Genomic DNA, 24,836 nt, shown 5'->3' with positions numbered 1-24,836 from the left:
AGGTGATATTATGAGTAGAACTCGTGGAACCATAGATATAGCGCTGATTATTGGAGCAATCGCTATTACTGCAATCGGAATTCTCGCTTATTTATTTCCTACAACCAAAGTACCCGACCCTGGTGGAAAGTACGAAGTCGGACTTAAGATAATTGAGTTGAGCGATGAAACAAGACTCGATCCATTCTCGGATGCAAAAATGTCCAGAAGATTGATAATAGACATCTGGTATCCCTCCGACGATACCTCGGGAAGCAGAAGAAGCCCGTGGTTCAGGAATCACTCGGTTTTTGTGAACAGCCTTGCTGAAAATTACGATCTTCCTCCCATATTGTTTCAACACTTGCGTGCCGTTAAGACCAATTCCTTCTTAGATGCCGTACCTTCTGCTGATGCCAGGAATCTACCAGCGGTGATTCTCTCGCCGGGAACTCCGGCTATCGTACCGCTGTATTTTGCTTTTGCTGAGTATTTGGCGAGCAGAGGTATAGTCGTGATTGGGATTGAGCATCCATACGGAGCATCCGTTGTTGAATTTTCCGATGGTACCCAGTTCCATTTCAATAGAGACAGAGTCATGGAACTCCCCGGAGCCGAGACATTTGAGGAGGGAGTAAGACTTTCGATGAAACTTATGGCAGAGGACTTATCGTTTGTTATCGATAAGCTCGTCGAACTGAACAAAAGCAACCATGTTCTGGCCGGCGTCTTTGATACCGAAAGAGTGATTGCTTTTGGTCATTCAGGTGGGGGAGGAGTTGTTCATTTTGCTTCTCTTTACGATGAAAGAATAAAAGCTCTGTTGACTTTTGATCCCGCACTTTTTGTTATGAACGAGCGGGAGATAAGCAAAGGTATAGAAGTACCAGCGTTGATCATGGAGACCGATGAGTGGAAGGAACGCGAGGAATCAGGAAGAATAGCCGATTTGATTAACTCAAGCAGCGTTCCGCCTTATCATATAATAATCCCTGATGCTAAGCATCCCGATTTTGCGATGCTTGATCAAATCTCACCCCTTGCTAACTTCTTGGATTTTACGGGTGTCTTCATGAAGGATGGCGGAGAGTACTATCTATACAGTGTGATGCATGGCTTCATTGATTATGTGTTTGGAAATAGAAGTAAAGAGGAGTTCTATTCTGATCTTCTGCAAAGGGAAGATGTTAGATTGTTCGAGGGTGTAGATGAAATCCTCAAGCGCTAGACTTGTCTTAGGCATTTAGAAATCGACGTATGAAATCATACAGAGTCGGTGAGCACTAACGGCGACGGTAATTTGCTCAAGCCCAAAAATAACTGACGGGTGCTAAGACTTCTCCTGACAGGATTTGGTTAGGCGACGATAATTCCGCAATAAATGAACTGTCGCATTATATGTCTAGCAGTAGTCCGTCGTGTGCTACTACAACCTTATAGCGGTTGTAGAACTCTTCAAGTTCCTTCTTGGGCGGGTTTGGATAGTGTGAAAAGTGATGGGCGACTACCAGAGTGTTGTCATCTATAATTTTAAACTCCCTCATTCTGTTCTTTGTGGAGATTACTTGCTCTGCAGTGTGGTGATATGGAAAGAGCACTTCTTTCATGAATCCCAAAGTCGAATCAACAACTGCAATATCTATCGGACTATCAATTAGGTCTTTAAGACGGCCGAATGAAGAGTCTTCGATTGGGCCGGTATCGGTCGCATAAAGGAATGATTTCCCACCTTTCTTGAGCAGGAATATAAACGGTTGCTCGTCTTCTTTAACTTTGTGTACTGCAGGCACAGGGATTACGGTACAATCGTTAACCTCGATTTCTTCATAAGGTTCCGCCTGGAGAAGGACGGTTTTCTCGGGGTCAAAGTAGACTGAATTGGAAATGAGAGAGAGGACGGTAGAATTGGCGAGAACGCTCATTCGAGGAAGTCTGTCATAAGAGGCGTTGTATCTGTTCATTCTATAGCCGAAGTTTGGAAGGTACAGATGATCAGAGTGGGAGTGGGTTATTAAGAGAGTTTTTACATCAAAAAGAGAAACCTCTGCCTTCTGAGCCCCAGACATGATATTCGGCCCGAAATCGATGAGCAGATCGTCGTCAACATATACGGAAGCCGTAAGCCTGAAGCTTTCATTTCCTGCCAGCCTCGCCTTTCTGCAGTTTTCACAGTCGCAGAAGACATTTGGATGGCCCTCGTAAGCTGCGGTGCCAAGGAACAGGACTCTCATTTCTCCTCCTCTACAGCGGTACTTTGTGTCCTAGGATGGGATTGCTTTACTACGACAGATAATGAAGCTCAATCTATTCACTTTCTTCCCGAGTCTGTTGAGGATTATCCCCCAATTCTTCATTAATATCGACGTAGATAACCGGTTTTCCTTTGCCAGTGAGTATTGGATAGCTCTGTCAGTGTATTCTATTCTCTTATCGAGCTCATCCACGTAGATGCGGTCGCTTCACTGTTTCCAATCACATCGTTAGCATCGTCAGGATAGGCCCAGTTCCGTGTAGCGGTTCATCGCCTTCAAAGAGCATTCCATAGAAACTCTGTACTCTCTAAGAATCCCATCGACCGATCTTTCGTCTTTCATTGTGCATCTCCCGGATGCAAGCCTTACTGATATTGGATTTTGTTCTTGCCCATTCTCTTTGCCTCGTACATCAATCTGTCTGTCTTCAGCAATAACTCACGAGAGTGTTCCTGGTTCCACTCGGCAACACCGGCACTAAAGGTTATCTTCAATTCTTCTGATGTGTTCACTGACTCAAGTATTCTGGTTGCCGTAGATAAGGCCCCTTCGAGACCGGTTGAAGGCAGTAAGATGACAAATTCCTCTCCGCCGTATCTGAAAACATAGTCGATACTCCTTGTTTTGGAAGCGATAAGTGAAGAAAAGGCCTCAAGTATCTCGTCTCCCTTCTGATGCCCGAAAGTGTCATTGAATTGCTTGAAATCGTCAATGTCAATCATTATTACGGAGAGACTCCCACCGTACATTTTTGCTCTATTGATTTCGTATTCAAGTACTTCAAACATCTTCTTCTGGTTCATAAGACCGGTCAACGGATCTGTCTCGGTTCTCTCCTTCAAAAGTCGATTTGCCAATTCCAGTTGGTTTTGCACCTCTATTAGTTCTTTGTTCTTCGCAATCATTAACCTGTTAGCTTCGTCAATTTCATGGTTCTTCTCCGTCATCTCCTCTATTTCCTTGAGCTTCTGTACGGTAGCAAAGGTCGCTCCCAGCTTTGCAATCACTCTGGCTTCTTCTTCCCTGAATACCTCGGAATTTAGTCTTGCTATCTCCCTGTATTTTTCCAAAGCTCCATCAACATCTCCCTTTGCCTCCTGGATTTTGGAGACGGCCTTTAGCCTGTGAAGGATGTCCGATTTGTTTCCCTTCGATCTGTGATATTCGAGTGAATGTTCAAGGGCTTCCAGAGCAGAGTCTAGATCTCCCGTCGCCTCGTAATACTCTGCTTCGTAGCGGCATATATCTGCAAGAGAGTAATCATCGCAGTTTTCACTTGCTATCTTACGGGCCTTCCTTAGGAGATCAATTGCTTCGCTCTTTCTTCCGGTATAAAGGAAGATATCGGCAAGATTCATATAGCTATTGGGCAGATCTCCCTTAAGAAAGTTCTTCTCCTTGATTTCAATTGCCTTTTGGATAAACGGCACACCTGAACCGTCCTCCGTGATGTTTTCAATAGCAATTCCCTTGTTATTTAGATACTTGGCAAGTGATAGCTCGTCGTTATTCTTTTTGGCAAGGCAAACCGCCTTCTCAGAATATTCTACTGATGTCTCGAAATCTCCCATTTTCAAGTAGACACCGGAGATGTTGTTGTAGACCATCGACAGTAACTTTTCTTCTCCCAATTCATTGAAGATAGCAATTGCATCGGAAGCATATTCAAGGGCCTTTGAAAACTCACCTGATTGACAACTGATTCTAATCATACCATTGTATGCAAGACCCATCTCGCGACTGGTTAGTCCGCTAAATTTCTCCAGTTCCCTGCTTACGGTCTCAAAGGCGATGAGAGTCTCTCCCGAGCTTGTCAAAGCTTGCTGGAACTTCCTGAGAAGCGCCAGCTTTTCCTCTACACAAGACTCATCTTTTGAAAGATACTCCTCGTAATAATCAGTGTAGCTCTTCTCGTGATCTTTCTGACTCATTTCATCCACCTTTCTCAAATAGCTGCTTCACTTATCTCAAGCCTGTCTTTTCCTTTTGCTTTTGCCTCATAGAGCAATTTGTCCACAATGGAAATGAATTCGTCCGAGGACTCCCCTTTCCACTGCCTTGCACCCGCACTGAAATAGACCTCAATATCAAGCTTCTCCTGAAGGGATCTCTTCATTCTCGAGTAGAATTCCGATGCCTTTTCCACATCTGCGCAAGGTAGGAGGATTAGGAACTCTTCGCCTCCGTATCTGAAGGCAAAGTCGTTCTTTCTGATAGATGACCTTATAGATTCTCCGATGTCGGCAAGAAGTTCATCGCCTTTCAAATGGCCGAAAGAATCATTAACGGACTTGAAATCATCTAGATCAAGCATTATCATAGTCAGGGGAGTTTCGTATCTCTCTGCTCTCGAAATCTCACTGTCCAGCACTGATTTCATCTTCCTGTGATTCAACAGCCCGGTCAATGGGTCGGTTTCCGCCTGCTTTTCCAGAAGCTTATTAATTTCCTCCAGCTTGGCTTTCATTTCCTGGAGTTCGTTGTTTTTCTCCGATATCTCTTCATTGACCGTTCTAAGTCTCTTGTTTTGCTCTGCCAGGTCGTTGATTTCCCTGAGTTTTTCCCTCGCCTCGAATGATGATTCCAGCTGGGCTATCGACCTTGCCTGTTCTTCCTTGAAAATACTCCGGCTCAATTCCGTTATCTGTTTGAACATGTTCAAGGCCTCTTTTGAGTTTCCCATCAACTCATACACTGAAGAGATATCGTTCAATACTCCAAGCAATTCAGTCTTGTTTCCATTTTCTTGATGGTATTCCCTGACTTCCTCAAGCAGGCTGATTGCCGAGGTGAAATCTCCCTCGCCTTTCAAGAAACGGGCTTCGTATTTCATCGTCTCTACAATAACGTGTTGGTCTTCGTTTTCTTCACCCAATGATTTCGCTCTGGACAAAAGCTCTCTGGCATCGGTCTTTCTCCCCGATTCGTAGTACAGCTCGGCAAGATTGAGATAACTATTCAGTAGCTCAGTCTTCATATTGAGCCTTTCCTTTATCTCTATTGCCTCTTCAAAGTATGGAATCCCCGATTCTTCATACTCTCCATTTTCCGTGATAATTGCGATATTGTTTAAACAGCATGCAACGTTAATCTCGTCCCCATTCTCTCTTGCTATCTCCAAAGCTCTGTTCACATTGGCCAGAGCTTTGCCAAAATCATTCATCTTCAAGTAAAGTCCGGACGTGTTTATGAGAACTCTCGTATACAATTCCTTTTCGCCTTTTTCAGCACAGATAGCCTGTGCTCTACGCGAATATTCAACTGCCTGTGAAAATTCACCGACAAGCGCGCTCAGTTTCACCATTGTGTTCAGCAAACCTGCCATTTCCAGAGAATCGAAGTGATCGAACTTCTTGATTTCTCTATCGATTATTTGGTGGGCAGCAAGGGTCTTCCCCTGATCACTGAGGATCGAAACTGCTTCCTTCAAGAAGACCAGCCTCTTGGGGACTTCCTCCTCGGGCAAAGACATGTATTCTCTTAACAATTCAACAACTCTATCTTTCTTTTCTTCCATCTTGTCCCCGCTTTCTGAGAGGGTCTTAGGCTATAAGATATCTTCATAAGAAACCTGAACATATGGCTCGGTTAATGAATCACGAATTTCTTTGTCAATCATCTAGTAGCGATTCCTCACGCTCGCCACTATTCCAATATACCGTGACAACTTCGAAGTTAGAGAGTCTCTTTTCGAGTATCACGGTGATTTCGTCGTCCGTTACTTTCAGTCTGTTGTAATTGGCAATTTCCACCCTGCGACCCTCTTCGAGAATGCGCTTTATTCTCTCCGGTTCAATTCCTCTTTCATCCATTCTTGAAACGGCATGCTGACTAAATGAGATCTCGGTGCTCTCTTGTATGTCCTCTCCATTATCTTCATCTTCCTGACTCATCGACCTTATTAGAGAAGCAGCGACTATCACGGCCAGAATCACAACAAGCAAAAAAAGCATAATCTCCTCCCGAAGCTGTTTCTAGGCCTCTCTCTATCCTCCTATTCTATCCTTATAAGGATGTCATCCATAATATAAGGGTCTTCTTTGCTTCCGCCTCCAAAATGGTAGCTCTTTGGTTCAGGATAGATGTCTCGATATACCGCTTCGATTCCATCGAAGTCCCAAGTAGTTACGTAGATGTTGAACTCCTCAAAACTCTCTGGTCTTCCGACCGTCTCGCCGGGAATCCTGAGAATTACTTCGTTATTCATTCTATTCGTTTGTACCAGTGGAGTGAGGGATATGGGAGTTCCAAACGACTTCGGGCCACTACCTTCAGAAGAATACGCAACTATTGACCAGCCATTTGCGAAGATAAAGTAATCCCAGTCCAGTCCGTCAGGCATAGTCGCGTTTAGGAACGGCAGGTCGGTTGATCCCTTTCTGTTGGGATCATCTACGAATATTTGGAAGGTAACATGGTCAAATCCGTTCTGTGGTCCCCATGAGTCGGTTAGATCTTTGATTCTAATCCCCAGAACCATCGAAGCTCCTATCTGCTTGACTTCAACCTCTAGCAGGTCCATCTGGTTCTTGAAAGTGATGTCTGTAGGATATTTGTACCTGCATTCCGGACCGCAGTCATCTCCTTCGGGATCTGAAATCGAAGCCAGAAGCAATTCCGGAATATCGAGAATCACTCGGTAATCATCGCTGTAGATCGATTCTCTTCTTGTATCACCGTAGACTTTGAATAGAATTGAATGGATTCCCGGGTCAAACTTCGAAATGTCCCATTCGTAAGACCACTCTCCGCTGACTATTTCGATGTCTTCTGCCTCTTCAATTCTCATGTCGAATATTATCCGCGCGGAGGAGGCTCCCGAAGCTGTTCCTGTCACAGTATAAGTTGAGTCGATCCTCTGAAAATCCTCGAGGTTCGCGTTAAACTTGATTTCAGGTGTCTCAACTTCACGAGTTTCTTCGGAAGCGATTCCCACGTAGACGGAGCGTGGGTTCATGGTCATCACGAGTTTCCCGCCTTGTTCGACAGGATAGCTTTTGGAGAGCGAATTGAAAGTGTAAATCGGCTTGATTAACTGACCCACTCCAAGGCCGGTATCCAAATTAGCTAGAATCCTACGTTCTCCCGAAGTATTCATTAAAACAAAGATCTTCTCTTCGTTATGTTCAATGCTGTAGACAAAGATCCCAGGCCCATTGGGGTCGGTTTTTAGCACTTTGACCTCCCCATACCTCAGCGCAGGGTATTCCTGTCGCAGCATTGCGAGTTCGCTTATATATCTGTAGAGCTCAGATTGAGAATCGAAGTGGTCGATTTCACCAGACTCAAAACCTCCGGCGAACATCGCTGCCCTAGTTTCTACAAAGCCTTGCTCAGTGCCGTAATAGATCACCGGGATGCCGGGAATCGTGAAAATGAAGGCCAGAGCCTGTTTAAGATTTGCCAATCCTGACCCTTTCAAGAATCGTTCCATGTCGTGATTATCGATGAAAGTCAATAGCCTGGTTTGATCGAAGTGGCTCTGCCGCGCCTCAAGTCTGTATCCGATATTCGCTGTTGGTTTCCCTTCTTTGAATACACTTCTCAGTTCAATGTTCAGCGGAAAATCCAGCATGGAATTCATTCCTGCTTCGAAAAACTCTTTTATAACCATTTCCCCAGCATCGTCGAAGGGGTCGCTTCTAACCCAGGCCTCGCCAAATGTTATGAATTCAGGTTTGCCGTTCTTCACGGCAGCTTCGTAGATACCTTCTTCACCATTCAGAAACTCGTCCCAGAATTCTAGAGGAACGTAGATTACTGTATCGATCCTCAATCCATCAATATCGGCCTCTTCGATCCAGAAAGTGAAAGAATCCTTAAGTGCTGAGATTACCACAGGATTTTCCGTGTTGAGATCGTCCAGACCGGACATCTGGTAGTTCAGCTTCTGATAAGGGTCATTGAAGTCATAGATATCGGGAGTCCAGTGATAAATACTCTCATCCTTATGATTATTGAAATCGTTTAGTGAGAAGGGGTGCTGTTCGGGAGAAGAGGTCGGGACGCTTTCGGAGTTGAGTTCGAACTGTCCATCTACGAAACGAAAATAGTCACCCACATGATTGGGAACGATATCCTGTATTACCAGCAAGCCCTTATCGTGGGCGGCTTCAACGAGTCTCTTGTAGAGTGCAACGTCACCGAAATGCTCATCAATCATCCTGAAATCTCTGGCCCAGTATCCATGATAACCACCGTAATTCACCCATGGATTCCACCATTGATTGGCCACCGGTGGGGTTATCCAAATTGCCGTTGCGCCCAATCCCTTTATGTAGTCTAGCCTCTCGATTATCCCGGCGAGATCTCCGCCGTTGTATCGCGAGTTGTCGGTACCGGCTTCTCCATATCCCATGTCGTCATTGGATAGATCTCCGTTTGAAAAACGGTCGATCATGATGAAGTAAATGACTTGATCTTCCCATGTTGTTGCTGTAAAGATGCTTCCAGTTAAGAAGACTGAAAGAAGAAGAGCAAGAAGTATCTTTTTCAAACCTCTCACCTCCGGTTTTCTACTAGATCAAAACACTGTCCAGAAACTCTCCCAGGTTCTTCACCCTGAGTCTGTGATCGATGTGTCTGTTGTAAGGCCAATCCATTATGTATGTATTGATTCCGTGATCGAGCAGATTCTCTACGTGATGAGGTGCATCGTCTACTGCATAATCGATGCCAAGAACCTTGCAAAGCTCACCCTTTCTGGAGCTTACAATTACCGATACCGGTTCGCCGATTTTCTTCTGAATCCATCTCTGAGACTGCAGCTGAACACTTCTTCCTTTTGTAGGAAAACGCGAAGTTATGAAGTAGAATTCGTGGCAGCCCTGGGCGACAAGACTACCCAGCCGCTTCAGTTCCTTTGGACTTGCATATGGAGGAAGAAACTCGTAGAAGTTCGGAGTATTTCTAATTCTCTCCCACACCCTTTCTTCCATATCGAGAGTGAGATTGGGCACGCTTTTCCAAAAGTCCCATACCTTGACCTCAACATCCATTGGCACTTCTTCAAACATTTCATTCGCGATCTTCAGGAATGCAAGATTGAAGTTCGATAGGATGTCATCAATATCTATCATTATCTTCACGGTTCACCTCCGTATAGAAGAGTATATATCATATTATTATCTCTCAAGGGGAAGTCTCTTAACTGAATTCTTGTAACTGAATTCTTGAGTGGTCACAATTATGATTGAGCCCGATTTGGTCTCGTCAATTTAAAAAAGCCTGATTCGCCAGGTTTTCCACTGCGAAGTGTTTGTGGGATAATCAGAGTAGGTCTTCTCAAAGGGAGGAAGTAGGATGTTCGAATTGAAAGAAGTCGCATTAATATATGAGACGAAGAAGCAGGCTCTGGCGGCGCTCAAATCGACTGACCTCAAGATAGAGAAGGGAGAAGAAGTTGGGATATTCGGCCCTTCGGGTTCTGGGAAGTCATCGCTTCTCTTCATTATGAGCACACTAAAGGAGCCAAGTCGCGGAGAAGTCAAATACGAAGGCAAGGAGCTTACGGCTCTTACTCCTTCCGCAAAAGCCGAACTTCGGCGCAAAGAGTTCGGCTTTGTGTTTCAAGAACACTTCTTGATAAACCATCTGACTGTCAGGGAGAATATTCTGCTCCCCCTGAAAGAAAAGCGAGGAGCAAGAAAGAGGCTCGAAGAAATCACTACTGCGCTTGGATTGAACCAACTTCTCAAGCGATTCCCGTATGAGCTCTCGCTTGGGCAGAGTCAGAGGGTAGCAGTGGCAAGAGCATTGATAGCCGGTCCGAAGGTTGTTTTCGCCGATGAACCGACCGCTTCCCTGGATAACGAAAATGGTAGCAGGGTAATAGAGCTCTTGAAGTCTTATTGCTCGAAGTCTGGTGCGACTCTGATACTTGTTTCTCATTCGTCTGAGATTATAGGTAATTTCAGAAGAAAACTCAAAGTGGAGAATGGCCAGGTCTATGAGGTTGGTGTGAATGCTTAAATACATGTGGCTATATCTCAGAAGAAGACCGGGCAGAATACTGGTCTTCATATTCGTTGTCGCTCTTGGTGTATCAATGAGCCTTGTAATTAGCTCAATCTTTCTTTCCTTCGGAGAGACGAGAAGCAGGATAGCAAAGATCAATGAGAGCTGGATTACGGTACAGTATCTCTCTGAAAGTGGAAGAGATGAATCGATTGACAATAGTCTTACCGAGATTTTCGAAGACGTATTTGGTCTTTCAGATGTTATCCCGGTAGATATCGCCTATCTCGGCTACAACCTTTTCGGAAGTGCAAGAGCCAATTTCCCTGTTTATGGAATCAAGCAGACGGAGATATCTCGAATGTTGCGGGAGAGCAATGCCTACATCTCAGAAGGGACGGTATTTTCCCCAGGGACAAATGAAATTATTGTCTCCGATTCATTTCTAAGAGCCTCAGGAGTAGATCTGAAAAATGTCTATGAGGAGATCTCCGAAATGTCGAGCGTAGGTCTATATACAGTGGTCGCATCTCTGGAAGGACCATCGGTGTTTGGACTGGGGCCGTCGGGGATTTCGAGGGGCAGGGGATCATTTGGCTTCCTTGTATTCGCTGAGGATGGTTTCCTAATGGCAGTTGAAAACGAGCTGAGATCAAGGATCATCGGAGAAGAGCTTTCAGTTTCGATCGAAGGACCTGTTTCTTCCCGGGAGACCCTTGAAAGGCAGTACGCAAGCTACTATTTGGGAGTCTTCTTGACAAATCTCTTTGTCTCTCTGGTCTTCATAATAGCTCTTACAATGCTTAATTCGGTAAGCATTCGTGAAAGAAGGAAGGAGTATGCTATCCTTACTGCCATAGGTCATTCTCCCGCGAGTTTGAAGGTAAGACTCTTTCTGGAGTCGCTTTATCAGGGAATTGCTGGCTGGATCCTTGGCCTCCTTGCAGGTGGAGCCGTTCTTTCACTATTCGAAGATCGCTTTTTCACGCCCAATGGACTTTATATAGGCGACAGCGCCGTCTCATCTATTTGCACGTTATTTATACCGTTCACTACGATTGTTCTATCTCAGATACTTATAGGAAGACATCTGAGAAGAGATCTCGTCGGTCTTCTGAAGAGTTCTGAAGAAAGAGTCGGTCTGCTCAAGAACAGATTCAGGAATGTCGGTTTGCCCTGGCTCCAATTTCCTCTGAGAAGCGATGGTTACAGATCTCTTTTTGTTAACATCACCGCGTTTGCCGTGCTAGTGACCGTTTTTGGTTTGCTTCTATCTTCATTGACGGATACTGTTCGAGACAGCGGCTGGTTGTTCGATCAATGTTCTTATATTCAGACCTCGGCATTGGAGGAGATCAGGCTTCCTGAAGAAATCTCATCGAAATCGACGGCTGTTCTTCCTGCCGATCTTCTCGAGCTGGATGTAAAGCTTATGTTTGGCACCTCGAAACTCTTCATTCCTGTTGTATCTTCTGAGCATTCGAGACTTCTCTCAATATTCGACGAAGATCCGGCGGCCGGTACGCTGTATGTTAGCAGGAGTCTTTTCGACTTAATTGTCAATGGTTCTGTCAGGGGGTTGGATTACTCTTCGATGGAGGTTCTGCCGAATCTAGAAAGTCTCGCTGGTGTCTTAGTGCAAGACAGAATAGAATCTGCCGGTCTCCTGGTATTATACGACGACCGTAATCTTGCAGGTGAAATAAGAAGTTTCGCCTCCGAGGCCGGTCAGGTGGAATTGGTCGACAGGAAGACTTTCGAGTTGAAGATCCGTGCCGAGACGCAGTTCATGGAGTTGATTTCGTCGATAATCATCTATCTTCAGTTAATCGTCGTCATAATAATCGGCCTGGTTACTGTTACAAGGGTGACCTTGGCGAGACGGAGCGAGATATCAATCAGGAACATTTTGGGACAGAGTAGAGATGAGATTGGTCTTCTCTTTTTCGGAGAACTGTCATTAGTGCTTTTCCTGGGCGCAGCAATTGGATATCTTCTGACTACGATCTGCTGGCAGATTTTTACATCGGTCTTTCTTCGGGGACTTTACATTTCCTCGATCGTAGTTCCTGAGACGCTTTTCAGAATCTCTGTAATGACCGTTATTGTTATGTTGGCCGGAGTAATCACGGCAAGATTCTTGATTTCGAAACAAGATCCAATATCAATTATCGAAAGATAGGTGAAGAGATGAGATATAGAGAGCTCGCTTACCCAGGAGACGGTTACGAAACGGGGCCTTTGAACAAGATCACCGATCTTGAGGGAATACGAGTCGGGCATTACACTTTGACTGAGGATTCACCGAGATGTCTTCGAACGGGAATAAGCGTCATAAGGATTCCTTACGTATATGAACGGCCCGTCCCGGCAGCTTCCAGCGTCTTCAACGGTTATGGAAAGTCGATGGGTCTTATTCAGATAGAAGAACTCGGGACGATCGAAAGCGATATCTTTCTGACCAACACACTTTCAATTGGAGCCGTACATCAAGGTGCGGTAAGGCTCGCCCTCCAGAGTAATCCTGAATTGTCGTCGCTAAACGTAGTCGTCATGGAGTGCAACGATGGCTTTCTAAATGAAATTCGAGCTCTTGCGATAAAAGAAGAGATGGTTACCGATGCGGTCGGGGACGCGAAAAAGAATTTCCAGCTCGGCAGCTGTGGCGCGGGGACCGGGATGGTTTGCTTTGGTTATAAGGGCGGGATCGGTTCGTCTTCAAGAATCGTCGAGTTCGGAGGCAGGAAATACACCTTGGGGGTTTTCGTTCTTTCAAATTTCGGAAGATCGTCCGACCTTAGAATTCCTTCTCTGGAATTGCGTCCCAAGCTACAGGATCCCGATCGTGAGAAAGGATCGCTCATCATGATCCTGGGAACAGATCTGCCTTTGATGCCACATCAGTTGAAGAGAGTAACGCGCCACATGAATCTTGCTATTGGGCTACTGGGAGCTCCAGGGCACCACGGAAGTGGAGACATTTCACTTGCTTTCACTACATCCAGAGAGTACAGTCTGTCCGAGCAGAGCCTAATGAACGAAGGGAACACGCAGAGTGAAATATTCAGGGCAGCCGTCTGGGCGTGCGCAGAAGCCATAGTCGATTCGATGCTCTGCTCGGGCGCTATGACCGGATTCAAAGGGTCTGTAGACTCTTTAAGAAGCGCGATGCAATCAGACCTCTGATCAAATAGAGTTCCGCCGGTGATTTTGTAGACACTCTAAGAACGATTTGATCTAGCATCTACTAATTTGGAGACGAAAATGGGCGATTCGAATTCCAGACAGGATTTCAAGGAAGACTCCCGGTCATGTTATGACTGCAGTTCCAGTATCGACACTGCCAGCTACATTGATCTCTTTTCTCTGGCAAGAAACGTCATTCTGCTCTGCAGTGTATCGAAAGGCGGGAGCTGTACCATCCTCAATGCGAATCCCGCCGCCCTCAGAAAAGAACGTCTTTCAAGAGATGAGCTTGTCGCAGAGGAGTTCGAGGGCTATTCCTGGCGCCGCTGATTTCTGAATCATAGATTTGATAAGGGAAGTCAATATCACAGGTGTTCCCCGTCACATTAGTCCGAATCGCCACTCGGATTCGAGAACCGATATCTTGAGAGACATGGCGGTTTACAGACCGAACGAAGGCGTTATTGCAGTCGTTTATGATGATGTCAGCGATTCGGTAAAGGTTTGCACGAAGCTGGAAGAGAGCAAACCAGAGCTTGGCAGATTGGTTTCTAATCTTCCCGGAATCGCTTTCAGATGCAAAAACGACAGAGAGTGGACCATGGAAGTAGTCAGCAGAGGGATCATGGAGCTCACTGGTTACCGGCCAGAGGAGATTATTGGAAACAAGGAACTGCCTTACTCGGATTTGATATACACCGAGGATAGGGAAATGGTGTGGGAACAAATCCAGGAGTCTTTTACAGCAGGCGATCACTACGAGATGGAGTACAGGATAGTGACCAGGTCGGGTCAGCTCAAGTACGTTCTTGAAAGGGGAAAGGTAGTTGCCGGCGAAAGTGGGGGCGAAGTGTTCGTCGAAGGCTTCATCTCAGACGTTACAGATCTTACGGTAGCGAGAAGAGAGGCCGAGGAGAGTAAGAAAAAACTCGAGGCTACCTTAACAATCACAATTAATGCGCTTCCCAGAATTGTGGAGATAAGAGATCCGTACACTTCGGAGCATCAGAGAAAAGTGGGGCTTCTTGCAGTCTCGATTTCCAGGAGAATGGGACTTAAGGATAGACTTTGCGAGAACATAAGGACATGCGGTCTTCTCCACGATATCGGGAAACTCTGGATCCCCTCCGAGATTCTAAGCAAGCCTGGGAGACTTAATCATATAGAGTTTGAAATGATCAAGGAGCACTCTAGGCTTGGCTATGAAGTTCTAAAGGAAATTGAGTTTGATTTTCCGATCGCGCCGACTACGCGATACAACACCATGAGAGGCTAAACGGTTCTGGATACCCTAACGGGCTAAAGGGAGAGGAGATACTCCTGCCGGCAACAATGATCGCTGTGGCAGATGTCGTCAAAGCAATATCGTCGCACAGACCCTACAGGCCGGCACTTGGAACAGAGGTGGCAATAGAAGAGATCACTTCCGGAGCAGGTACCCTTTACGATCGTTCGGTTACGAGGGCTTGTGTCGATTCGCTGGAAGATGGATTCACTTTCGAGTAGATCATGGAGAGGGTATCGCCTCTATGATATTTCTCTTCATGCCAAGAATGGGTATTCTTCTTCCAGTTACAAGCGCCTGATAGGTCCTTCCGACTTCAAGCATCTTGAAGACCTTTGAAGCAGCATAGAATCCCTGGCTTTCGGCGTTTTGGATCACGAATTCCTCTCCAGTATCTGCCGTCACTCTATAATCGGATTTTCCGGCTTCGGAATTGTCGACTTTCTCGACCACGGTTATTTCGATCATCGTCACGGCCCTGTCGCCCCAGGTAAAGACGAGGTAGAAAGCCAGTGCAACGATAACCGTTCCCAGTAGGACGAATATCTCTCCCGAAAGATTCTTGAGTCTTTTTTTCAAACTAGCCACTCTCCCCGAGTCCGAATTCTAAGCCCTTTCAATTTTCCAAGCCGCCTTCCTCAGCCTGTTCATGATTGCAAGTCCCACACCTGTTTCAGGGAAAGGCTCGGCAATGATCTGAGAGTATTCCATGTTCTCTTTATTTCTCAGTTCTTTGAAGAGGTTCGAGGCAACCTCAAGGAGGTTATCTCTCGAACCGAGAACGACCTTCTTGACCTGAACGGGATAATAGTCCTTCATTTCTTCAGAACAAAGAACGAGAGACTTCTTTCTTCCAGCCACTATTCCCACCTTTGCGACAACCATTCCGGTCTCTCCTTCGACGAGTATTAATGGAATGTCTGGAGAATAATGTCTGTATTTCAAACCCGGCGACATTGGATCACCAAGATACTCTTTTCTGCCCGAAACAAAGTCCGGAACAAGAAGATCTGGAAGGACTCCCTTCAGTTGATCCGGGTCGACAGGGCCCGGTCTCAATAGGGAGGGTCTTCCTCTTGAGAGATCAATAATCGTAGATTCCAGTCCGAAAACCGTCGAACCCGAAAGGATTGTGCAGCTTGCTCTTTCGTCCATGTCTTCGATCACGTGTTCTTCCATTGTGGGGCTTGGTCTGCCTGAGAGGTTTGCACTGGGCGCTGCGATAGGAACACCCGAGAGTCGTATCAGTTCTTGGGCCACCCGGTGGGAAGGAAATCTGACGGCCACACTCTTCAGCCCCGCAGTAACGGAGTCAGGTATTTCCTTGCTTTTCTCGAAGATCAGCGTCACCGGCCCTGGCCAGACAAGATCCATTAGAGCCGAAAAACTTTCGACATCTTGTGATACGATTTGTTTCAACATTTCCATGGTAGAAATGTGAACTATCAGTGGATTGTCCTGGGGCCTGCCTTTTGCCTCAAAAATCTTCATGATGGCCGTCTCATCAAAGGTATTCGCGCCCAATCCATAAACAGTCTCCGTAGGAAAAACGACAAGTTCGCCTTTCCTGATTAGTTCTGCAGCCTTCTTCAGAATTGCTTCATCGGGGTTCTCGGAATTCACCCGTAAATAGACAGTATCCATTCTTCCTCCGTCGGTTAAAGAAACCTTCTAATTACTCTCCAGAGCCAAAGGGCTCCCGTAATTATAACACTCACTATTAGTCCGGAAGTGATCGGGAGCCACAATTCGAAATTACTTAGGTTTATGTGAATATCTCCAGGAAGTCTTCCAAAATTCAGACCGACTCTTCGCAGCAGAAATAGAACAAGCGCGACCGTTATACAGACAAGCCCAATTCTGATCAACAGTTTCTCAAGATACTCCAGAAGAATCACCTCTTTGCCTTCCAGATAGATTATAGACCCTTTTCCGGCTAGGCAAATTGAGCGTCTGTGAAGTCAATACCATCCCATAACACGAAAGATGTTGTAGTGCCTTCAAAAAGCCAGAAAGTGAAAATACGCCGCAGGCTATCACGGTAAACCTCACATGAGCGCTCTACGGTGGGAAGATGACCGTAAGCTCTAGAAAACCAAATGAGATCCAGAGTTATTGAAAGCCTAAGCGATTCGACTCTAGAGCGGCAACCTGTTTGCGCAGTTCATTCCGATTCGTTCAATCTGAGCATGAAGTCGGCCGCATCGGTTCTTTCTTGCCATCCCTGCTTTGAGTAGAATCCTCGGCGATAAGACTCTCTCGACCTTATGTTTATCAGCCTTATCCTGCAGCAGCCTCTCTTTTTGGATTCATTTACCGCGCCTCTCAGGAGCTCTCCTCCGATGCCCTTTCCCCGCCAGGGTGTTTTCACAAACAACTCTCCAACATAACCTTCGGCGCCACCCATGAACAGATAAGGCATAAAATGCACGCTGGCGTATCCTGTCAACTCCTCTTTCTCTTCTGCAACGAGAATGAGGTGATCGTCTTTCTCCACACTCCACTGAACCATCTTTTCAATGCTCTTCAAGTATGTTTCCTCTTCAAAACCCTTGTTCTTGAACCATCCGATATCGATGATGATATCCTTGAGACCAGCAACATCTCTTGGTTCAACTTCTCTTATCGTCAATTCGTTCACACTCCTTCATCATTGTTAGCTCAAGGCGATTATTGCATTGAACATTGATCAATAGCAATCACTTCATCCTCGGTCCCGAAAACAGCCTTCCTTAATGATAACCGGTCGCTGCCGAATAGAGACATCACTGACTCATCAGGCGAAAAAGCTCATTGGATAAAACCCCTGCTATGATTGTGCCTTTACATCGAAAGATGCGACTACATTCTTGCCAGCTTTTTTCTGAACCGAAGCTGGCCCGATCCCTTCAAGCAAATGATCCTCAGGTGGAAAAAGAGAACCGCTCATTTCAGTAATTCAAACTCAAAGAAATGAGATAGGAGAGTTGGGAAACGCTTAACCAGTGTCCTTTGAAGAGGTTTTCAAGACTTACGTTGCATTGACACCGCAACCTCACCGTGATAGAATGAACTCTGTAGGGTGGAGAGATGGCCGAGAGGCCGAAGGCGCGTGCCTGCTAAGCACGTGAGGGTTTATACCCTCCGAGGGTTCGAATCCCTCTCTCTCCGCCATTGTATTGTTTATGGGTGCCCGTAGCTCAGCTGGATAGAGCGCTAGACTGCGGATCTGGAGGCCGGGCGTTCAAATCGCCCCGGGCACGCCATTAATCTTTCTTTATAAAACCATTTCCTTTAATTTTTCCATCACATCTTTCGGTTTCGATATGCCATATATGCAGTTTGCTGGGTTTGCAACAAACTCTTTCTCAGTGCTGACGCTTCCCACAAAGGCTCCCCCACGAAGGTTCTGAGTTCCTGCATCGGTCGTAAAGCCTCCCATTACCCCTCTATCTCCCGAACCCATTCCAGACGAGGTTACAGGAATCACGTGACCAACTCCCATTATGAGTTCGAAGAAGTTTCTCTTTAGCATGACGTTTGTAATGTGTCTGGCGACAATCATATGAGAGTTTGCGCTGAACATTCCGTGGGTAATCTCCACTCCGGCATCGCTGAACTCGTACTTGAAAGATTTCCTGTAGATCTCCACGAACACGACACCGAGCAGCCCCGCTACCGTGAAAAGAAGTACCGGCCCGTTGTCGAACAACGGTTTGAGATCATTGTAGGTCTTCTCGGGGAAAACGTACCTTATCAACCAGCCGGCAGCATTCAAGAGCGCCGGCCAGAAGAACCAGCCGAATCTCCTTCGGGAGAAAGCCAGTAGAATTCCTGGAACTACTGTCAAGGCTATCCAGATTGCTATAAGAAAAAGGCGATTGTTTCCGTCTATGCCCGACAGGTCAAAGTTCAGATAGAATATGATTCCTAGAAAGAAATAGTAAGGATAGATGAAGTACCTGATCATAAAAGAGCGACGTGTTGGTTTAAGGTTCATTCGTATCGCCTCCGGCTTTTGAGATCATTTGAAGAAGTTCCGTCTCAAAGCTTACTTGATCTTCAAGTACAATCTTCTCTGCCTTTCCGTCTTTAAGAAAGAGCAGTTTAGCTTCAACGGGGGACAAGAGATCTCTGAGAATGTAGAGGTAGAACCGCATCTGGAATCGGTACTTTTCGATGAATCCGGGACTCCAGTTCGCGTATTTGAAATCTACAATCCTCCACTTTCCGTCCTTCAAGTATAGTTTATCAACAATTCCGATCAAAACATACTTCCCGAACCCATGTTGAAAGTGGAATTCGCTTAACACTCTTTCAGAATCTTCAATTTCCTTGATGATTTGATGTTGGACCAGTCCTGAGAGAACTCTCTTCACTTCAATCAGATCATCGTCGCTGAAGCTAACCCTGTCAACAGAGACCGGTCTTCCTCCGTCGATGATCGATTTCAGAGTTAGGGGAAGTCCTTGAACACTTTTCATCCCCAGCGGTTCCAGGATGCTGTGGGCCAGTAACCCGATATTTGCCTTTCGCTTCACGAGGTCCGGACTTCCGGCATCTAATGCAGTTTCGAACTCGGCCTCGTAGTCAGAAGTTATGAAGGTCGCCGAGAGGTATTTGACGTAAGAAGAATCGGCAACCGGCATTACCGAAGCGATTTCCGGCAAAGAGAATTCAGTTCTGGAGGATCTGTCCTCAAGGGAAGCAAATTCCCCTGGAGAGAACGGTTCGGCTATTTCCTTCAAGAAACTGTTTATCTCGCCGCTTTCCGGCTCTAGCAGAGATCCTGAAAGCAAGATTGACCATGGGCGTGAAGAGTCTCCTTTTCCGTTTAAACTAAGAATAAGCATTTCACGCGCCCTCGATAAGGCAACATAAAGTGTCCGCTTCTCTTCTTCCAGTTCCTTTTCCTCTTCCTGTCTCGCCAGTCGTCCAATTCGGCCCTCTTCATCTTTGTCAGGCTTACTCTTCGTAATGAGAAATCCCTTCTCATCAAAGAAGAGCCGCTTACTGGAGTTTCTTTTTTTCCAGTACATGTCGCCAATTACGACAATAGGAAACTCCAATCCCTTCGACTTGTGAACAGTAAGTATCTTGACGCTATCCGACTCTTCTGTCTCGAGAGTGGCTTCAGATTCATCACTTGAATCAACAAACGCCCTTATGTTTGAGGAAAGCTCGCGGAGGGAACTACCCATTCTATCAAGGTCCTGGGCCAGCTCAATCAGCTTCTTCACGTTGGCAATCATTCTCTCGCCGGACTTAAGTGTTGCCAGTTTCGCCAGATACTCTGTTTCATCAACAAATCTCTGGAGAATATCGCTCGGGGAGAGCACATGTTTGAGCTTCCCAAATTTATCGAGCAGCTCCTTCAACTGAACGAATATTCCATCGTTGCTTTCCTGCAGAACGAAATACAGCGGAGCACGACTCATGCCTTGTCTAACCCTCAGAGAGAGCATTTCATCAAGTGTAGCTCCAAAGGCCGGTGATAGCAAGAATGACGCGAGATTGTTATCATTCAAGGGATCGACGAGGAGATCAAGCCAGGATAGGGGACCGGTGACCTCCGGCCTTTCGTAGAAGTTTCTGCTGCCGACGGTATAGAAGGGAATATTCATTTCTTCGAGAGCTGCTTCGTAACTCGTAACTCTGGAAAATGTTCTCAGGAGTATAGCAATATCTCCAGGAGTTACTTGACGCTTTAGGCATCCTCCTGACTTGTTTCTGAAAACAATTTCCTCTTCGAGAAGCGCCCTTATAGTCTTTGCCACTCCCTTTGAGTCGTCTGAGGTCTCACTGCCAATTATTCTCACTCTTGAGGAGTTAGTGTCAATTTCGTAAGGGATCGATTCGACGTCTTCCCCATAAACTGAACGAAAGAATTGACCTTCAGTGTTCTCTTGCATCACTCTCTTGAAAAATCTGTTCTGGAATGAGACAAGGTCGGGATGTGAGCGTCTATTGATCCGGAGATTCTTGACAGCTGCTCCGCTTCTCTTGAAGGTATCCATTGTCTTGTTGAAGACCGAGACGTCTGCTCCCCTGAAACGGTATATGGATTGCTTTGCATCTCCTACGAAGAAGACATTGTTCTTGCCATCGGCCTTAAGTAGTCTGATTATCTCGTTTTGAAGCTCATCTGTATCCTGAAATTCGTCAACAAAGATGTATCTAAACCGATTGCTGTACTTCTGCTGCACATCAGGCATTTTCAGCAGAAGATCTCTCGTTCTGGTCAGGAGTTGATCGAAGTCCAGGAGGCCGGAACCCGTAGTTCTCATTTCGTAATCAGACAGAACTGCCCTGTAAGATTCCGCGAATGCCTTCGAACCGTCGATGATTATTTCGGCATCCGAGCCCAGATCTCTGCCTGAACACTCAACGGGAGAGGGGTTAAGATAGAATGAGTGCCTCTCCCTCGACAATGCATCTTTCATCAATCTAAACGCCCTATCGAGTCCCATCAGCCGAATGAGCGGCTCAATAGATTCCAGGTTCTCTTCGAAGTAAGTCCTGACAACCTTTTCCTCAAGTGAAGATCTCCTCATTCCGTTGATAATCTGAAATCCCGGATCTATGCCCGCGAAGAGGGCGCACTCCCTCAGTATCCTTTCGCAGAAAGAGTGAATGGTGGAGATCCAGGCGTATGAGAGCTTGCTTCTCAAGAACTTCCACTTCCCCGGTTCACCGTGAGAGATCCTGAGATCAAATTCGCTTATTACGCGGTCCTTCATTTCTCTTGCAGCCTTATTCGTGAAGGTAATTGCAACCACGTTGTGGACATCAAGCTGCTCGCCAAGCCTGAATGCTCTTTCAAATACTCCGACATACTCCTTAACCAGTGTATATGTCTTCCCCGTACCGGCAGAAGCGGTGACAAACATGTCGCTATTCACTATCTGATCCACCTTCCCTCCAGGTGATCGCTCTCTTGACAGCTGCGAATTTGCAGTTGTAGCACTGGTTTGAAGAACGGATGAACGAGGGTGGAAATCTCCCCGAATAGATTCCTTCGGTTATCTTCCGGAGCCATTCAAAAAGCTCAGACTCCCTAACGATTCTTTCTGTTTTTCTCTTGTTCGCAAACTCCCAGGACTTCTCTTCGTCTGAAGAAATCGTTCTAAAGGCAGATTTGTTAACTACTCTTCCTATCAGTGTCTTGAAAACCCCCCCTGCAACATAGTATCCTTTCTCTTTAAAGAGTTTGTCTGCAACGATAGAATACAGGAGAAGCTGCTTTTCGTCACCGCTGTCGCCTCTTTTGTAGTCTATGAGATACATTGCGCGGCTCGATTCATCGAGATCAAGTCGATCGATTTTGCCTCTCAAGAAGAAATCAGACTGCAGTTCTACCGGTTTCGTATCTCCAATTCCGAAGGCTTTCTCGAAAGCGAAAGGAACGAAATCCCCCTGCATGAAGTTCGGTTTCTTGGATTCTCTTTCAGTAATGTAGTCCCTGAGAATCTCTTTAAGCCTTTCGAATTCAAACCTAAAGACTACCTCGCTATCGTGCATCAGGTGTCTGGAGATATTCTCGGAAAGAGAGCTCTGCCAGTCCTTGGTCTTTCCGGAAAAGAAATCTCTAAGAACGGAATGGAAAATGTTTCCCTCATCGAGGGCTGTTAGCTCAAAAATCCTTTCCAAAGAGATATCGAGACCTACAACGTAGGAAAGAAAGAATGAAAATGGGCAATCGTCGTAGGACTTCAGACGCGAGAATGAGAAGACCTTGCCGACGATCCTGCCTAGGTCTCCTGCATTTTCGACAGACCAGCTCAACTCCCTTCCAAACTGGGTAAGGACTGAATCGAGCGGTTTCAGTGGCCCGAATTCCTTAAGATCGTTCCATGCTTCGCTTCTGAACAGTCTTGCTGCCGCAATCTTCAGCTCTGATTCACTCATCGATGATCCCAGTTCCGGAATATATCCGAATCTTCTGCCGGCCCTTCTCCCTTCCCGGAGGATTTCACACCCCGAACTCTCCAAAACGCTCTTCAGGTAAGGAGATGGAAGAATTGGTTCACCGTCAACCGTTGACTCGGGAAGAGTAAACCTTACAGACTCAAGTGCCGAACTTACTGATATGTGGAGATTCAGTCTCTGGTGCATCTCCTCATCCAGAAGAAGATCCCTGGGCTTGATCTCCCCAAATTGGGTGAAACTGTACAATGGATTCAAACTGACATGGGGATATGCACCGTCCACGAAGCCGGCAAACAGCTTGATCTTCTTCTTCGAAAAGCGCGAATTTATAAGCGATTGCACTTCGACTCTGTTTGCTTTGCTCCTCGAAAGAGGGAATTTGTCATGCCTGAGCACAACCATTAGATACCTGTAGTACTCTTGCGGAGAGATCAACTCCTTGCCCATGAACTTGAGGAGTTTCTCCAGATCTGTAAGAGTGTGATCGAAGAGCCTTCTAACTGCCGCGAATTCCTGCTCCTGCAAGTCATTCTGATACTCATCAAAAGTATCTGTCAGTGAGAGTTCCTTCTCCCAGCCAATCAACATTTCACGATAACTTCCCACCGACCTCTTTCTCAAGCTTCTGAAAGGTTCAAGAACGCTGAAAATCTTCTCAATTGCGGGCAGAAGATCGCCTTCAATACGTTCAACGATTCCGGCAAGCTCTTCCGCAGCGCTCAGTTCAAGCTCATCCTCGGCCAGTGAGATTATGGCCTCGCGCCTCGCTTCAATGTGATGAACAAGCCTTCCAAGGTGTTCTTGCCACGAGAGTCTTCTCTTTTGGAGCGACAGCCTGAGACCTGCCCTCTCGTATATTATTCTAGACATTGAAGATACGTACTCAAGAAATTTCGAATCTATTTCTCCTCCATAACCGGAGTCGCCCATTGCGATGATCTTCTCAGGCGGGAAACCCAGAACAGCAGTCTCTAGAGGAAGAATCAACCTTCTGATCGAGAGAGAGGAGTAAAGCTGCTCATCACCTTCAATTCTGCAGGGAACCCCATACTCGCGGAGCTTTCCCGAGAGCAGTTTTCTGTAAGCGAAGAAGTCCGAAGCGACAACTGAAATGTCGCCCGGTTCGTGCCCCGATATGAGCAAGGATTTCACAAACCTCGATATTCCCTCAATCTCCGCAAAGATATCGGGGTAAACGACTATATCGACCGATGCGCAGGCTTGCTTTCCGCTTGCGGATGAGAAAAGAGAGTCTTTGAAACTCTCGAATTCACTGGAAGGAGGAGTCTTTTCGAAAAAAATCCTTCTGACCTCCAGTTCGGGTAGATTCTCGCCCATTTCATCTACCGTTTCCAGAATCGAATCGATATTCGAGAACAGGAACTCCTTTCCGGGCTCTTGGGGAACGGTGATGAAGACCTCGTCATAAGCTGGAATTACGGCCTTGAAGAAATGCTTAAGGGCGTGACTGAAGTCGTGGAACCCGTCGAGGAATAAGTACCTGCCGAACTCCCCGCATCTGAGATCCCTTTCGCAGTCATCGATTTGAGTGTAAGCATCGAAAGTATCGAAAATTCCCTTCTTTGATAATCTGTTCTGAAGCTCGACATAGATTGACTCGAGAATCGCCGACACCTCATCGTCTTCAGAGAACATCTCTCCAAAACCACCGTTTTCCTTTACGTCGTGCACCATTTCAAGCAGATAATCGACGAATACCGGCGAATCGGCGAGTTCCTCTCTTCCGATTTGATCGAGAATATCCCCAATTTCCATTCTTATCAGATGGTTTCCCACATGGATCGATGCCGGATTAAGTGCGCTGAAAAGCTCGACGGCAAACTGATCCATCGCAAGAAATCTGGAAGCGGGAATCGTTCCAACTCTTGAAATAAAGCTTTCTCTGACATATCTGACATGATCTCCGGAAGGACCGACAAAAAAATAGGAAAACGGGTCTTCCCTGTGCGCTGCCTCTAGCTCTTGAAGCATTCTTTCCGTTTTTCCGGAGGCCGAAGGCCCGATGAAAAGCGTGATTCTCATATATATCCTCCCACTAGTAAGATTCTATCACCCGCGAAGGAGTGCCGACAAAGAGCGACTGAATTCCGGAATTATTTTCGCAAAGAGATGCTCAGTTCAATCTTGAAGAAAATCAAATCGAGATTCCTTGAGGCAGATTAACTTCTTATTCGATCTGCCTGTTTATGCAGCTCTTGACTCCAGTAACGTGGAAAGGCTTAATGAGGAGTTTCGGGACCTTTGATGCA

Annotated in this window: 20 protein-coding genes and 2 tRNA genes; 9 read left to right on the top strand and 13 right to left on the bottom strand. The window is 46.1% G+C overall.

Features of this window, described 5'->3' with window-relative positions:
- Nucleotides 1-10 precede the first annotated feature (10 nt).
- Nucleotides 11-1,207, top strand: coding sequence for an alpha/beta hydrolase family protein (locus tag B3K91_RS03900; RefSeq protein WP_214061425.1), 1,197 nt, complete (start codon nt 11-13; stop codon nt 1,205-1,207).
- Between the two features lie 166 nt (nt 1,208-1,373).
- Here the strand turns inward: B3K91_RS03900 and B3K91_RS03895 are convergent, their stop codons facing one another.
- The 6 genes from B3K91_RS03895 to B3K91_RS03870 all read right to left on the bottom strand — a co-directional run bounded on the left by B3K91_RS03895 (nt 1,374) and on the right by B3K91_RS03870 (nt 9,310).
- Complete coding sequence (locus tag B3K91_RS03895; RefSeq protein WP_292590106.1) at nt 1,374-2,210, bottom strand: MBL fold metallo-hydrolase; 837 nt, start codon at nt 2,208-2,210, stop codon at nt 1,374-1,376.
- A gap of 386 nt (nt 2,211-2,596) precedes the next feature.
- Nucleotides 2,597-4,162 (bottom strand): tetratricopeptide repeat-containing diguanylate cyclase, encoded by a 1,566-nt coding sequence (locus B3K91_RS03890; RefSeq protein WP_292590105.1) that lies wholly within the window; start codon nt 4,160-4,162, stop codon nt 2,597-2,599.
- Between the two features lie 14 nt (nt 4,163-4,176).
- Complete coding sequence (locus B3K91_RS03885; RefSeq protein WP_292593451.1) at nt 4,177-5,748, bottom strand: tetratricopeptide repeat-containing diguanylate cyclase; 1,572 nt, start codon at nt 5,746-5,748, stop codon at nt 4,177-4,179.
- Nucleotides 5,749-5,842: 94 nt separating this feature from the next.
- Nucleotides 5,843-6,184, bottom strand: a complete 342-nt coding sequence (locus B3K91_RS03880; RefSeq protein ID WP_214060304.1) for a DUF4258 domain-containing protein — start codon at nt 6,182-6,184, stop codon at nt 5,843-5,845.
- 41 nt (nt 6,185-6,225) lie between these two features.
- The gene (locus B3K91_RS03875; protein WP_349680381.1) at nt 6,226-8,736 is read right to left on the bottom strand and encodes an alpha-amylase family glycosyl hydrolase; all 2,511 of its coding nucleotides are present in this window, start codon (nt 8,734-8,736) and stop codon (nt 6,226-6,228) included.
- 13 nt (nt 8,737-8,749) lie between these two features.
- A complete protein-coding gene (locus B3K91_RS03870) occupies nt 8,750-9,310 on the bottom strand; it encodes a 5' nucleotidase, NT5C type (RefSeq protein WP_292590136.1) in 561 nt (186 codons plus the stop codon).
- Nucleotides 9,311-9,533: 223 nt separating this feature from the next.
- Here B3K91_RS03870 and B3K91_RS03865 point away from each other — a divergent pair, with 223 nt between their 5' ends.
- The 6 genes from B3K91_RS03865 (at nt 9,534) to B3K91_RS03840 (ending at nt 14,879) form a co-directional block, all read left to right on the top strand.
- Nucleotides 9,534-10,202, top strand: coding sequence for an ABC transporter ATP-binding protein (locus B3K91_RS03865; RefSeq protein ID WP_292590102.1), 669 nt, complete (start codon nt 9,534-9,536; stop codon nt 10,200-10,202).
- Entirely contained in the window at nt 10,195-12,369 is a 2,175-nt protein-coding gene (locus B3K91_RS03860) for an ABC transporter permease (protein WP_292593450.1), read from the top strand. The genes B3K91_RS03865 and B3K91_RS03860 overlap by 8 nt, the downstream gene beginning before the upstream one ends.
- A gap of 8 nt (nt 12,370-12,377) precedes the next feature.
- Complete coding sequence (locus B3K91_RS03855) at nt 12,378-13,373, top strand: P1 family peptidase (protein WP_214060424.1); 996 nt, start codon at nt 12,378-12,380, stop codon at nt 13,371-13,373.
- A gap of 78 nt (nt 13,374-13,451) precedes the next feature.
- A complete protein-coding gene (locus B3K91_RS03850; RefSeq protein ID WP_214060423.1) occupies nt 13,452-13,703 on the top strand; it encodes a hypothetical protein in 252 nt (83 codons plus the stop codon).
- Between the two features lie 103 nt (nt 13,704-13,806).
- Nucleotides 13,807-14,649, top strand: a complete 843-nt coding sequence (locus B3K91_RS03845; protein WP_292593454.1) for a PAS domain-containing protein — start codon at nt 13,807-13,809, stop codon at nt 14,647-14,649.
- Entirely contained in the window at nt 14,628-14,879 is a 252-nt protein-coding gene (locus B3K91_RS03840; protein WP_349682098.1) for an HD-GYP domain-containing protein, read from the top strand. The genes B3K91_RS03845 and B3K91_RS03840 overlap by 22 nt, the downstream gene beginning before the upstream one ends.
- 1 nt (nt 14,880) lies before the next feature.
- Here B3K91_RS03840 and B3K91_RS03835 read toward each other — a convergent pair whose 3' ends face one another.
- The 4 genes from B3K91_RS03835 to B3K91_RS03820 all read right to left on the bottom strand — a co-directional run bounded on the left by B3K91_RS03835 (nt 14,881) and on the right by B3K91_RS03820 (nt 17,290).
- Nucleotides 14,881-15,237: a hypothetical protein gene (locus B3K91_RS03835; RefSeq protein WP_214060222.1), complete on the bottom strand. Its 357-nt coding sequence runs from the start codon at nt 15,235-15,237 to the stop codon at nt 14,881-14,883.
- Nucleotides 15,238-15,264: 27 nt separating this feature from the next.
- Nucleotides 15,265-16,302 carry an L-threonylcarbamoyladenylate synthase gene (locus B3K91_RS03830; RefSeq protein WP_214060223.1) on the bottom strand — a complete coding sequence of 346 codons (1,038 nt, stop codon included), beginning with the start codon at nt 16,300-16,302 and terminating at the stop codon, nt 15,265-15,267.
- Between the two features lie 14 nt (nt 16,303-16,316).
- Complete coding sequence (locus B3K91_RS03825; RefSeq protein ID WP_214060224.1) at nt 16,317-16,556, bottom strand: DUF2905 domain-containing protein; 240 nt, start codon at nt 16,554-16,556, stop codon at nt 16,317-16,319.
- A gap of 266 nt (nt 16,557-16,822) precedes the next feature.
- On the bottom strand, nt 16,823-17,290 hold the full coding sequence (locus B3K91_RS03820) for a GNAT family N-acetyltransferase (protein WP_214060225.1): 468 nt from the start codon (nt 17,288-17,290) through the stop codon (nt 16,823-16,825).
- Between the two features lie 431 nt (nt 17,291-17,721).
- Between B3K91_RS03820 and B3K91_RS03815 the strand changes: the two genes are divergently transcribed.
- Nucleotides 17,722-17,811: transfer RNA gene (locus B3K91_RS03815), tRNA-Ser, on the top strand.
- Nucleotides 17,812-17,826: 15 nt separating this feature from the next.
- Nucleotides 17,827-17,903, top strand: a tRNA-Arg gene (locus tag B3K91_RS03810).
- An 11-nt stretch (nt 17,904-17,914) separates the two neighbouring features.
- Here the strand turns inward: B3K91_RS03810 and B3K91_RS03805 are convergent.
- Genes B3K91_RS03805 through B3K91_RS03795 form a run of 3 tightly spaced genes read right to left on the bottom strand, consistent with a single transcriptional unit; the run spans nt 17,915 to nt 24,609 of the window.
- The gene (locus B3K91_RS03805) at nt 17,915-18,637 is read right to left on the bottom strand and encodes a PH domain-containing protein (RefSeq protein WP_214060552.1); all 723 of its coding nucleotides are present in this window, start codon (nt 18,635-18,637) and stop codon (nt 17,915-17,917) included.
- Nucleotides 18,627-21,551, bottom strand: a complete 2,925-nt coding sequence (locus B3K91_RS03800) for a UvrD-helicase domain-containing protein (RefSeq protein WP_292590093.1) — start codon at nt 21,549-21,551, stop codon at nt 18,627-18,629. Before B3K91_RS03800 ends, B3K91_RS03805 begins: the two co-directional genes overlap by 11 nt.
- On the bottom strand, nt 21,532-24,609 hold the full coding sequence (locus B3K91_RS03795; RefSeq protein WP_292594035.1) for a PD-(D/E)XK nuclease family protein: 3,078 nt from the start codon (nt 24,607-24,609) through the stop codon (nt 21,532-21,534). Before B3K91_RS03795 ends, B3K91_RS03800 begins: the two co-directional genes overlap by 20 nt.
- Nucleotides 24,610-24,836: the final 227 nt, after the last annotated feature.

Origin of the sequence: Mesotoga sp. UBA5847 (assembly GCF_002432735.1) — a bacterium.
In the GTDB taxonomy this organism is placed as follows: domain Bacteria; phylum Thermotogota; class Thermotogae; order Petrotogales; family Kosmotogaceae; genus Mesotoga.
Note: the sequence above shows the minus strand (reverse complement) of the source record. Positions and strands in the feature narration are given on the sequence as shown.